The sequence below is a fragment of the Polaromonas sp. P3_C2 genome, from assembly GCF_056402675.1.
Genome location: NZ_JBFUGX010000047.1, coordinates 1 through 11,640 on the forward strand (window position 1 = coordinate 1; position 11,640 = coordinate 11,640).

Here is an 11,640-nt window from a genome sequence, read left to right on the forward strand (position 1 = left end):
GGCCAGACGGCACCGGGTCGCGGTAGCGGGCGCCAGCGGCCGCATGGGCCAGATGCTGATTGAGGCCGTCGGCGCCAGTGCCGACTGCCAGCTGACCGGTGCGCTCGATGTGGCTTCCAGTTCCGCCATCGGCAGTGATGCCGCCGCGTTTTCGGGACGCATGAGCGGCGTTTTGATCAATGCCGATCTTCGGCAGGGCCTGAAAGATTCCGGCGTGCTGATTGATTTCACCCGTCCCGAAGGCACGCTGGCCCATCTGGCGGCTTGCCGCGAGCTGGGCGTCAAGCTGGTGATCGGCACTACCGGATTTTCCGACGCGCAGAAAGCCGAGATAGCCGCTGCGGCCAAAGACATCGCCATCGTCATGGCTCCGAACATGAGCGTAGGCGTCAACGTCACGCTCAAGCTGCTCGAGATGGCGGCTCAGGCCCTTTCTACCGGCTATGACATCGAAATCGTCGAGGCGCACCACCGCCACAAGGTGGATGCCCCGTCCGGCACCGCACTCAAGATGGGTGAAGTGATTGCCGGTGCGCTGGGCCGCGATCTCAAGGATTGCGCCGTCTATGCCCGCGAAGGCGTGACGGGCGAGCGCGACCCGTCGACCATCGGTTTTGCGGCCGTGCGCGGCGGCGACGTGGTGGGTGATCACACTGTGATGTTCTTGGGCACCGGCGAGCGCATCGAAATTTCCCACAAGTCATCCAGCAGGGCCAACTATGCCCAGGGCAGCTTGCGTGCCGCGCGCTACCTCGATTCGCACGCCACCGGCCTTTTTGACATGTTTGACGTGCTGGGTCTGAAAAAATGAATGCGGTGCCGGTCACGGCAGTTTCGGAGGCTTTAACCTGATGGACTTCTTCAGCCTGATGACCCAGGGCGGCATCGTCAGCCAGCTGGTGGCGGCCTTGCTGCTGGCCATGTCGGTCGCGAGTTGGGTCGTGATCCTGTGGAAGGCCTGGCTGCTTCAGCGTGCCGCCAAAGACGTGGCACGCAGCACCGCTGCTTTCTGGCAATCGACCTCTGTAGAACAAGCCCGGGAGAAAGTGGCCGCCTTCGACCGCGAGGCGCTGGTGTTGCCTCTCATTGTTGCCACGGACATCCAGGCCGGCGGTACGCTGGCGTCGGCGGGTGACAAGTCCCAGCAACTTACCCGCGTGTTGCGCGACGCCCTTCATGACATCCTGGACAAGCTGCAGTTCGGCCAGGTGCTGCTGGCTACCGTCGGTTCTACCGCACCCTTTGTGGGGCTGCTGGGTACGGTCTGGGGCATTTACCACGCACTTGTCGGCATCGCTTCAGCCGGCCAGATCACCATCGACAAGGTCTCCGGCCCCGTCGGCGAAGCGCTCATCATGACGGCGGCAGGCCTGGCGGTAGCGATTCCAGCCGTGCTGGCGTACAACATTTTCGGCCGTCGCGTCGGCCGTATCGAGGCCGACCTCGAAGGCTTTGCACGCGATTTGCGCGAGTTACTCGCACATAAGGGCTAGCTAATGGCTTTCGGCCGCCTCGAACGCACCCAGGGCCCGCAGCCCATGAGTGACATCAACGTCACGCCGCTGGTCGACGTGATGCTGGTGCTGGTGGTCATTTTCATCATTACAGCTCCGCTACTGGCCAGCACCATCCGGCTCGACTTGCCGAAGACCGAAGCGGCCAAGCCGGCCGATGCGCCGAAATTCGTCACCCTGGTGGTCGACAGGGCTGGCCAGGCTTTCCTGAATGACAAGCCCCTGGGCCTGGATGAGCTTGCCCGCCGGTTGGCGGAAACCGCCGGCCAGAATCCCGACACCGAAGTGCAGTTGCGTGCCGACGAAGCCGTGCCTTACGGGAAAGTCGTGGAAGTCATGGGCGTGGCGCAAAAAGCCGGGCTCAACCGGATCGGCTTTGTGGCGGATCCTGTTCCGTCCGCGGCTGCCAGCCCTGCGGCGGCCCGGTAACCTGCGCAGAGCCGCCCAGCATCTAAAATCGGGGATTCGCCCTTTGGCTGCGCGGCCCGCATGGCGGGGCCGGAGCCTTTCACGGCTTCCATTTTGTTATCCCGTTTCGCCTTCCCGGTTCTCCATGCAAGACAAATACAACCACCTCGACGTTGAGCGCGACGCTCAAGCCCACTGGACCGCAGCCGACGCCTACCGCGTGACGGAAGACGCCAGCCGCAAGAAGTACTACGCTTGCTCCATGTTGCCCTACCCCAGCGGCAAGCTGCACATGGGCCACGTGCGCAACTACACCATCAACGACATGCTCACGCGCCACCTGCGCATGAAGGGCTACAACGTGTTGATGCCCATGGGCTGGGACGCCTTCGGCCTGCCGGCTGAAAACGCCGCCATGAAAAACGGCGTGCCGCCGGCAAAGTGGACCTACGACAACATCGCTTACATGAAAAAGCAGATGCAGGCGATGGGGCTGGCCATCGACTGGAGCCGCGAAGTCGCCACCTGCGATGCGAGCTACTACAAGTGGAACCAGTGGCTCTTTCTGAAGATGCTGGAAAAAGGCATCGCCTACCGCAAGACCCAGGTCGTSAACTGGGACCCGGTSGACCAGACTGTGCTGGCCAAYGARCAGGTGATMGACGGCAAGGGCTGGCGCACCGGCGCRGTGGTGGAAAAGCGCGAGATCCCSGGCTACTACCTCAAGATCACCCAGTACGCCGACGAACTGCTCGACAGCGTCAGCCACAAGCTGCCCGGCTGGCCCGAACGCGTCAAGCTGATGCAGGAGAACTGGATCGGCAAGAGTGAAGGCGTGCGCTTTGCGTTCACGCACGACATCCAGGACGCCTCCGGCAAGCTGATCGGCGAGGGGAAGATGTATGTCTTCACCACGCGCGCCGACACCATCATGGGCGTGACCTTCTGCGCCGTGGCGCCTGAGCACCCGCTGGCGCAGCACGCCGCCGTGTCCAATCCAAAAATCGCCGCCTTCATTGAAGAATGCAAGGCCGGCGGAACGACCGAAGCCGAGCTTGCCACGCAGGAGAAAAAAGGCGTGCCCACGGGCCTCTTTGTCACGCATCCGCTCACCGGCGACAAAGTTGAAGTCTGGGTCGGCAACTACGTCCTCATGAGTTACGGCGACGGCGCTGTGATGGGCGTGCCCGCGCACGACGAGCGTGATTTCGAATTCGCCAAAAAATACAAGCTGCCGATCAGGCAAGTGGTTGATGTCAAGGGCCAGGCCTACAGCCTGGACGCCTGGGCCGACTGGTACGGCGACAAGCAGCAGGGTGTCACCATCAATTCGGGCAAGTACGACGGCCTGGGCTGCAAGGCCGCAGTCGATGCCGTGGCCGCCGATCTGGCCGCCAAGGGACTGGGCGAGAAGAAGACCACTTGGCGCCTGCGCGATTGGGGCGTGAGCCGCCAGCGCTACTGGGGCACACCCATTCCCATCATCCACTGCGAAGAGCACGGCGCTGTGCCGGTGCCTGAAAAAGACCTTCCCGTGGTGCTGCCGCAAGACTGCGTGCCGGACGGTTCGGGTAACCCGCTGCACAAGCATGCGGGCTTTCACGCCGGTGTGGTCTGCCCCGTCTGCGGCAAGCGCGGCCGCCGCGAGACCGACACCATGGACACTTTTGTCGATTCGTCCTGGTACTTCATGCGCTACTGCGACCCGAAGAACGGCGACAAGATGGTGGCCGAAGGCGCCAACTACTGGATGCCGATGGACCAGTACATCGGCGGTATCGAGCACGCCATCCTGCATTTGCTTTACGCCCGTTTCTGGACCAAGGTGATGCGTGACCTGGGCCTGGTGAAGGTCGACGAGCCTTTCACCAAGCTGCTCACGCAGGGCATGGTGCTCAACGAGGCCTTCTCGCGCGTGACCACCGGCAAGCAGTACTTCTGGGCGCATGAGCTCGATATCGTGCGCGACGAGCACGCCAAGGTGATCTCCGCCACGTCCAAAGCCGACGGCCTGCCCGTGCCTTACGAGGGCTGGACGACCATGTCCAAGTCCAAGAACAACGGCGTCGACCCGCAGGACCTGATCGAAAAGTACGGCGCGGACACCGCCCGGCTCTACACCATGTTCACCGCGCCGCCCGACACCACGCTGGAGTGGAACGACGCCGCGCTCGAAGGTTCCTACCGCTTCCTGCGTCGCGTGTGGAATTTCGGTGTCAAGCTTCATGCTATGAATTCAGGAGCTGATGGCGCACAGGTATCGGGGGCTACGGCCACTTTTGACAAAGAGACCAAAGCGCTGCGCCTGGAAATTCACACGGTGCTCAAACAGATTGACTACGACTACCAGCGCATGCAATACAACACCGTGGTGTCCGGCAACATGAAGCTGCTCAACGCCATGGAAGACTTCAAAGGTGCTTCGTCTGCGGGCGCAGTCGCTGCACTGCACGAAGGCTTCGGCATCCTGCTGCGCTGCCTCTACCCGGCTACGCCGCATCTGGCACATGCGCTCTGGTCACAGCTCGGCTACGCGGCGCGGCACGGCGAACTGCTCGATGCCCCCTGGCCCGAAGTCGACGCAGCCGCTCTTCAGCAGGACGAGATCGAGCTGGTGCTGCAGGTCAACGGCAAGCTGCGCGGCTCCGTCACTGTTCCCGCCGGCGCCGACAAGGCCACCATCGAGGCCGCCGCGCTGGCGTCGGAGGCTTTCACCAAACAGGCTGCGGGTGCGCCCGCCAAGAAGGTGATCGTGGTGCCAGGCCGGCTGGTCAACATCGTCATTTAGGTCATTGAGACCGCTTCAAAAAAACACACAGAAAGCCAGCCATGCAGCGTCGCGCATTCCTCACACTGTCGGCCTCAGCCGCCGCCCTGAGCCTGAGCGGATGCGGCTTCGCATTGCGCAAGGCGCCCACCTTTGCCTTCACTACGCTTTATTCGGGCTTGGCCGAGACTTCGCCGCTGGGGGTGGAGCTCAGGCGTTCACTGCAGGCGACGCGCAAAGTGGAGGTGATCACCGAGGCCCGCAGGATCAATGAGGCGCAAGTCATCCTCGATGCACTGGGCGATCAGCGCGAAAAAGTTATCCTGAGCCGCAATGCCTCGGGCCAGGTGCGCGAGTTTCAGCTGCGCCTGCGCTTTCGCTTCAAGCTGCGTACCCTGGCGGGCAAGGAACTCATCCCCGACACTGAAATCATGCAGCAACGCGACATCAGCTTCAATGAGTCGGCGGTATTGGCAAAGGAGGCCGAAGAAGCCCTGCTGTACCGCGATATGCAAAGCGATGTCGTCCAGCAGATCATGCGCCGCCTGGCGGCGGTGACGGAACTCTGAAGCCCCTAACCCATCAGGCCCGCATCAGTGTGCTTTTGCCGAACAGGCTCTCGATGAGGTCCACGGCCACCTCGGCCGTGCCGTTGCGCACGTCCAGTGCCGGGTTCAGCTCCATCACATCAAGCGAGCCGAGCAAACCGGTGTCGGCAATCATCTCCATGCACAGCTGGGCTTCGCGGTAGGTGGGGCCGCCTTTGATGGCGGTGTCCACACCCGGCGCGATGGAGGGGTCCAGAAAATCGACGTCAAAGCTCACATGCAGGTGGGTGTTGGCGTCCATGCCGGCCAGCGCTTTTTCCATGGTGTGGCGCATGCCCATCTCGTCGATGTAGCGCATGTCGAAGACCTCAAGGCCCTCTTGCCGCACAAAGCGCTTTTCGCCCTCGTCCACGCTGCGGATGCCGATTTGCCGTATCGCCTTGGGGCTCATGGCGGGCACCATGCCGCCGATATTGGTGAGCTCTGCCGGCCCGTGGCCGCACAGCACCGCCACCGGCATGCCGTGCACATTGCCGGTGGGCGTGAGTGCGTTGGTGTTGAAGTCGGTGTGCGCATCCAGCCAGAGCACGCGCAGCGTCTTGCCGATGCCGCGGCAGTAGCGCGCCACCGCGCTGATCGAGCCRATGSCCAGGCAGTGGTCGCCGCCCAGCAGGATGGGCAGATGGCCGGCCGCGAGGCTCTGGTACATCGCTTCGTGCACCGCCTTGTTCCAGGCGACCACCTCGTCCAGGTGCCGGTAGCCCTCGTCGGGCGGCAGCCAGGGATTGGTGGGGCCGGCCAGGTTGCCGGTGTCGACAACTTCGAGCCCGCGGCCGTGCAACGCTTCGCGGATGCCGGCCACGCGCAAGGCTTCAGGCCCCATCGAGGCGCCGCGGCTGCCCGCGCCGATGTCGGTAGGGGCACCAATCAGGTCAACAGACTTGGTCATCAACGTGCCATTTCAGGTATGGGGGACATGCGGGGCGCCTTGGCGGTCGGCGATTCGGCGGGCGTCAGCAGGCCGAACAGGTTTTTGGGGTCGTCAAGATGAGGCACCAGGTCGATCTGGCGGCGATTGGCAACGTCCGCCAGTTGCAGCTTGTGCAAATAGCGCAGGGCCGAATAGTCTTCCAGCGCAAAACCGACCGAATCAAAAATCGTGACTTCCCGGGGCGATGCACGCCCCTTGGCCGTGCCCTTGAGCACGTCGGCAAATTCAGCCACTTTGAAGTCCTCGGGCATTTGCTGGATCTCGCCTTCGATGCGCGACTGCGGCTCAAACTCGACCACCACGCGGGCGTCCTTGCGCAGCAGGATGTCGGCGTGCAGCTCGGTCTTGCCGGGGCAGTCGCCTCCCACGGCATTCAGGTGCATGCCGGGTTTGATCATCTCCGGAGTCAGGATGACGGCGTTGCGTTTGTCGGCGGTAATGGTGGTCACGATGTCGGCTCCTTGCACGGCCTGGTCCGCTGACTGGCAAATCGTCACGCTCAGGCCCTGCAGCCCCAACGCATGCAGGTTACGGGCCAGTTTATCGCTGGCTGCCGCGTCAATGTCAAACAGGCGCATCTCGCGTATGCCCAGCATGTGGTGAAAGGCGATGGCCTGGAATTCGCTTTGCGCGCCGTTGCCGATGATCGCCATCACGCGGCTCCCGGGGCGGGCCATCCACCTGGCGGCCAGTGCCGACATGGCTGCCGTGCGCAGTGCGGTGGTGATGGTGAGCTCTGACAGCAACAAGGGGTAGCCGGTGTCCACATCGGCCAGCACGCCGAAGGCGGTGACGGTCAGCAAACCCAGCTCGGTATTTTTGGGGTGGCCGTTGACGTACTTGAAGGAATACTGATGCCCGTCACTGGTGGGCATGAGTTCGATCACGCCGTCGGGCGAGTGGATGGCGTGGCGCGCCGATTTGTCAAAGTCGTTCCAGCGCCGATAGTCCAGCTCGATCTCGCCGGCCAGGCCTTCGATAAAGGCGGCCGCGCCGCGCTGGCGGACGATTTTCTGAATGCTTTCAATGCCAATGTAGTCAACCATGATGGGGCTCCCGGGTCTTATGTTGATTTCCATTGTCTGCAGCCAGCACGCTAAAGAAAAGACAGTAAGTTGATCAAATTCATGTATTGCTTGATCAAATAGACAGAATTTATTGGCATTTCGCCAATAAAATGTCTGCATGGACGATACCGACCGCCAATTGCTTTCCCTGTTGCGGGACGACGCCCGGGCCTCGGTCGCGTCCATCGCCAAGGTTTTGCGCGTCTCACGCGGCACGGTGCAAAACCGGCTGGCCAAGCTGGAGGTCGACGGCACCATCACCGGTTACACCGTTCGCCTCAAACCCCAGGCCGAGGGCCACCGCATACGCGCCTTCATGACGGTGGCGGTTGAGGGCAACCGCACCGACGCGGTGCTCGCGGCCCTGCGGGGCGACCCGGCCGTGAGCGCACTGCACACCACCAACGGCCGCTGGGACATGGTCGCCGAACTGCAGGCCGACACCCTGGAAGCCTTTGACCGTGTGCTGAGCCGCATCCGTCTGCTCGAAGGCATTGCCAACACCGAGACCAGCCTGCTGCTATCGACCACCAAGCTTTAAACTCCCCTCATGAATCTGGCCCCTGCCCAACTCCAGGAACACCTCAAGCGCGGCTTGAAAAGCCTGTACACCCTGCACGGCGACGAGCCGCTGCTGGTGCAGGAGTTTGCCGACGCGCTGCGCGCTGCGGCGCGCGAACAGGGCTATACCGAGCGCACGGTGCACACCGTGGCCGGCGCGCATTTCGACTGGAGTGAGGTGCTGGCCAGCGGCGGTTCGCTCAGCCTTTTCGCTGATAAACAGATCGTCGAGATCCGTATCCCCAGCGGCAAGCCTGGAAAAGACGGCTCCGTCGCGTTGCAGCAAATCGCCGAACGCGCACAGGGCGACGACTCCACCCTCACTCTGGTCATGCTGCCGCGGCTGGACAGCATGACGGCCAAGGGCGCGTGGTTCGGCGCGCTCGAAAGCTTCGGCGTCACCGTCAAATTCGACCCGATTGACCGCCGCAGCCTGCCACAGTGGATTGCCCAGCGCCTGCAACAGCAGGGCCAGCGCGTGGCCGCCGGCGAAGAAGGCCAGCGCACGCTGCAGTTTTTTGCCGACCGGGTGGAAGGCAACCTGCTGGCCGCGCACCAGGAAATCCAGAAGCTGGGGCTGTTGTACCCGGCACAGCCCGACAGCGCCCTGAGTTTTGATCAGGTGGAAAACGCCGTGCTCAACGTGGCGCGCTACGACGTGTTCAAGCTTTCTGAGGCTGTACTGGGCGGCCAGTCGGTGCGCGTGGCGCGCATGCTCGACGGCCTGCAGTCCGAGGGCGAATCCGAAGTGCTGGTGCATTGGGCGCTGGCTGAAGACATCCGCAGCATGAAGCGCGTGAAAGATGCGATTAGCGCCGGGCGCCCCATGCCCATGGCGCTGCGCGAAAACCGCGTCTGGGGCATCAAGGAAAAACTGTTTGAGCGCGTGCTGCCACAGATCGGTGACACCACTTTGTCCAATCTGTTGCACGCCGCCCACAAGGTCGACGGCATCGTCAAGGGCCTGAAGCAGCCTGACTGGCCCGCCGACGGCTGGCAGGCGCTGCACCGGCTGGCCGGTATGGTCTGCGCCGAGTGCGCGGCGCCGTCGCCCGTGTCCCGCAGGCCGCATGCCATGGCGGACGGCTCAAGGGCCTAGCAGCAACGCCCAGGGCATGGGTGGCGCGCCACTCTGATCGGGGTTACGCTCGTGACATGCAACAGACGGCGTCCCTGTCCAAAAAACTCATTCGCATAGGTGCCAGCCTTCTGATCGTCGCGCTGGCGTCCATAGGGTTGACCCTGTGGGTGACCTGGCAACTTGAAGGAGGCGCTGCGGCGGTCAACGAGGCCGGGCGTATGCGCATGCAAACCTGGCGGCTGGCCAGTGCGGTGCAGGCGGGGGTGGAGCGTGCCGAGCGGCAGAGCCTGGTGACCCGGTTTGACGAGAGTCTGTCGCTGTTGCGCGAGGGCGATCCGTCCCGGCCGCTGTTTGTGCCGTGGGACGACCAGGTGCACCAGCGTTTTGCCGATGTCGAGTCCCTGTGGCTTGCTCAGCGGCCGCTATGGCTGGCCGAGCCGGCCCCGCAGGCGCAGGTCCTGCTGAAGGCCGGCGGCGAGTTTGTTGAAGCCAGCGACCGCCTGGTGCTGGTGATCGAACAACACCTGTCCCGCCTGACAGCCATCTTGAACCTGTTCCAGCTCCTGATGATGGCCTTGGCCATCGGTGGGGCGGTCATCATGCTTTACACCGGCTACATGTATGTGATCAATCCCTTGGGGCAGCTCCGGCAAGGTTTGCAGAAGCTGGAGTCAGGGGATTTCAGGACGCGCATCGAAGTCGACACCGTGGATGAATTTGGCCAGGTGGCCGCCGGCTTTAACCATATGGCGGCCACCTTGCAATCGCTTTATGAAGGATTGGAAGCCAAGGTCGAGACCAAAACACGGCGTATTGAGGCGCAGCGCGTTCGACTGGAGGCACTCTACAAGGTCAGCGCTTTCCTGGCCCAGGCGGGCAGCATTGACGAGCTGGCGCGCGGCTTTGCCCAGCGCGTGCGCGCCGTGATGAAGGCCGATGCCGCCACAGTCCGCTGGTCCGACGATGCCAACCAGCGTTATCTGATGCTGGCCTCCGACTGTTTTCCGCAAGACCTCGTGGAAGAAGAGCGCAGCCTGCTGGCCGGGGCCTGTGCATGCGGCAACCTGCGGCCGGACGCGCGTACCCGCGTGATCCCGATTCTCAGCCACGATGAAGCGCCGGTACGCCATTGCGCCAAGGTGGGGTACGAAAACGTGGTCAGTGTGCCGATACGGCTGCAGCAACGCCTGCTCGGCGAATTCAACCTGTTCTTTCGCGCGCCTGTTTTGCTGAGCGCCGACGAAGTCGAATTGCTGGACGCACTGGCCAGCCACCTGGCCAGTTCCCTGGAGGGTTTGCGTGCAGACGCGTTGGACCGGGAGGCGGCGGTCGCGGAGGAGCGCGCCCTGCTGGCGCGCAACCTGCACGACTCGATTGCCCAGTCATTGGCCTTTCTCAAGATCCAGGTGCAGTTGCTGCGAACAGCCGTACAGAAGGGCCAGACCTCGCAAATGCAAGGCGCTCTTGATGAACTGGACATTGGGTTGCGCGAAAGCATCAGCGACGTCCGCGAATTGCTGGTGCATTTCCGCACGCGCACCAACACTGACGATATTGAGCAGGCGCTGCAGGAAACACTGCAGAAATTCCAGAGCCAGACGGGGCTGTCCGGGCAATTGCAGGTCCATGGCCAAGGGCTGCCGCTGCCATCCGATGTGCAGGTTCAGGTGCTGCATGTGGTGCAGGAGGCGCTGTCGAATGTGCGCAAGCATGCCGGTGCCGCGCAAGTCGAGCTGGAAGTAGTCAAAGGCGCACGTTGGCGTTTTGTGGTGCGGGACAACGGTGCCGGCTTCGACACCCAAAAGCACCCGGGGGAGTCACATGTGGGTCTCAACATCATGCGGGAGCGTGCCGGGCGTATTGGTGCTGAAGTGAACGTTGTCTCCGCGGCGGGGCAAGGAACTACGGTCACGCTGACATTGCCGCCTCATCCCGAGGTCGGAGGTGGCATGGCGGCGCAGTCCACGGCACCGGCACCAGCTGCAGCACTTCGTACGGCAGCTCAGGGAGACCTCAATGAAATCCATTGAATTGCTGGTGGTGGATGACCACACCCTGTTTCGCCGAGGGCTGGTGGCGCTCCTGTTGCAGGATGGCCGTTTCGACGTGGCTGGCGAGGCCAGCGATATCGGCGAGGCATTGCGCTGCGTAGCGCGCAGCAAACCTGACCTGATTCTGCTTGACAATCATCTCCCGGGGGTACTTGGTGTGGATGGCATCGCGGCGCTCAAGGACGCAGCGCCAGGCACTCGCATCCTGATGCTGACGGTCAGCGAAAACGAAGGGGATCTGGCCACAGCGCTGCAAGCCGGAGCCGACGGCTATCTGCTGAAAACTGTGGAGCTGGACCATTTGTCGGAATCCATCATCAAGGTCCTGGAAGGCGAGTCGGTCGTGAGCCCGGAAATGATGACCAAGCTGGTGGCGGCCTTCCGGTCCAAGCCCCCTTTGCCCGTGACCGGCGAGGTCGCTGCCGTGGAAACGAGCAGCAATGGGAGCGCGCTGGCGCCGGAGCAGAACGACTCGGCCCTTGCGCTGCTGTCGGCCCGCGAGCGGGAGGTCCTGGCCTTGATCGCGCATGGCGACAGCAACAAGGTGATTGCCCGCAAGCTCGATATCGCCGAGACCACGGTGAAGATTCACGTTCAGCACATCCTGCGCAAACTACAGCTCAGCTCGCGCGTGCAGGCCGCGGTCTACGCG

The 11,640-nt window shown here is 63.0% G+C and carries 11 protein-coding genes; 9 read left to right on the forward strand and 2 right to left on the reverse strand.

From position 1 onward, the window contains the following. From dapB to AC1DWI_RS03830, 5 genes are all read left to right on the forward strand, one after another. On the forward strand, positions 1 to 811 hold an 811-nt coding region (gene dapB, locus AC1DWI_RS03810; RefSeq protein WP_477724401.1), incomplete at its 5' end, for a 4-hydroxy-tetrahydrodipicolinate reductase. Positions 812 to 851: 40 nt separating this feature from the next. Then, entirely contained in the window at positions 852 to 1,493 is a 642-nt protein-coding gene (locus AC1DWI_RS03815; RefSeq protein WP_477668775.1) for a MotA/TolQ/ExbB proton channel family protein, read from the forward strand. Between the two features lie 3 nt (positions 1,494 to 1,496). Next, positions 1,497 to 1,943: an ExbD/TolR family protein gene (locus AC1DWI_RS03820; protein ID WP_477668774.1), complete on the forward strand. Its 447-nt coding sequence runs from the start codon at positions 1,497 to 1,499 to the stop codon at positions 1,941 to 1,943. Between the two features lie 124 nt (positions 1,944 to 2,067). Continuing rightward, on the forward strand, positions 2,068 to 4,710 hold the full coding sequence (leuS, locus tag AC1DWI_RS03825) for a leucine--tRNA ligase (protein ID WP_477668773.1): 2,643 nt from the start codon (positions 2,068 to 2,070) through the stop codon (positions 4,708 to 4,710). 41 nt (positions 4,711 to 4,751) lie between these two features. Then, complete coding sequence (locus tag AC1DWI_RS03830; RefSeq protein WP_477668772.1) at positions 4,752 to 5,258, forward strand: LPS-assembly lipoprotein LptE; 507 nt, start codon at positions 4,752 to 4,754, stop codon at positions 5,256 to 5,258. 13 nt (positions 5,259 to 5,271) lie between these two features. Here the strand turns inward: AC1DWI_RS03830 and rocF are convergent, their stop codons facing one another. Next, positions 5,272 to 6,186 carry an arginase gene (gene rocF / locus AC1DWI_RS03835; RefSeq protein WP_477724402.1) on the reverse strand — a complete coding sequence of 305 codons (915 nt, stop codon included), beginning with the start codon at positions 6,184 to 6,186 and terminating at the stop codon, positions 5,272 to 5,274. Continuing rightward, positions 6,186 to 7,274: an ornithine cyclodeaminase gene (locus AC1DWI_RS03840; RefSeq protein ID WP_477668770.1), complete on the reverse strand. Its 1,089-nt coding sequence runs from the start codon at positions 7,272 to 7,274 to the stop codon at positions 6,186 to 6,188. Before AC1DWI_RS03840 ends, rocF begins: the two co-directional genes overlap by 1 nt. A gap of 139 nt (positions 7,275 to 7,413) precedes the next feature. Here AC1DWI_RS03840 and AC1DWI_RS03845 point away from each other — a divergent pair, with 139 nt between their 5' ends. From AC1DWI_RS03845 to AC1DWI_RS03860, 4 genes are all read left to right on the forward strand, one after another. Beyond that, the gene (locus tag AC1DWI_RS03845) at positions 7,414 to 7,836 is read left to right on the forward strand and encodes an Lrp/AsnC family transcriptional regulator (protein WP_477668769.1); all 423 of its coding nucleotides are present in this window, start codon (positions 7,414 to 7,416) and stop codon (positions 7,834 to 7,836) included. Between the two features lie 9 nt (positions 7,837 to 7,845). Then, complete coding sequence (gene holA, locus AC1DWI_RS03850; RefSeq protein ID WP_477668768.1) at positions 7,846 to 8,955, forward strand: DNA polymerase III subunit delta; 1,110 nt, start codon at positions 7,846 to 7,848, stop codon at positions 8,953 to 8,955. A 56-nt stretch (positions 8,956 to 9,011) separates the two neighbouring features. Next, positions 9,012 to 10,967, forward strand: a complete 1,956-nt coding sequence (locus tag AC1DWI_RS03855) for a type IV pili methyl-accepting chemotaxis transducer N-terminal domain-containing protein (protein ID WP_477668767.1) — start codon at positions 9,012 to 9,014, stop codon at positions 10,965 to 10,967. Beyond that, positions 10,954 to 11,640, forward strand: a 687-nt coding sequence (locus tag AC1DWI_RS03860; protein WP_477724403.1) for a response regulator, incomplete at its 3' end; no start/stop codon positions are given. The genes AC1DWI_RS03855 and AC1DWI_RS03860, both read left to right, overlap by 14 nt.

Bases quoted from the DNA above. Each gene is read 5' to 3' on its own strand.
- AC1DWI_RS03840 (WP_477668770.1), bottom strand. From the start codon at position 7,274: ATGGTTGACTACATTGGCATTGAAAGCATTCAGAAAATCGTCCGCCAG.
- AC1DWI_RS03815 (WP_477668775.1), top strand. From the start codon at position 852: ATGGACTTCTTCAGCCTGATGACCCAGGGCGGCATCGTCAGCCAGCTG.
- AC1DWI_RS03845 (WP_477668769.1), top strand. From the start codon at position 7,414: ATGGACGATACCGACCGCCAATTGCTTTCCCTGTTGCGGGACGACGCC.
- holA (WP_477668768.1), top strand. From the start codon at position 7,846: ATGAATCTGGCCCCTGCCCAACTCCAGGAACACCTCAAGCGCGGCTTG.
- AC1DWI_RS03855 (WP_477668767.1), top strand. From the start codon at position 9,012: ATGCAACAGACGGCGTCCCTGTCCAAAAAACTCATTCGCATAGGTGCC.
- AC1DWI_RS03820 (WP_477668774.1), top strand. From the start codon at position 1,497: ATGGCTTTCGGCCGCCTCGAACGCACCCAGGGCCCGCAGCCCATGAGT.
- AC1DWI_RS03830 (WP_477668772.1), top strand. From the start codon at position 4,752: ATGCAGCGTCGCGCATTCCTCACACTGTCGGCCTCAGCCGCCGCCCTG.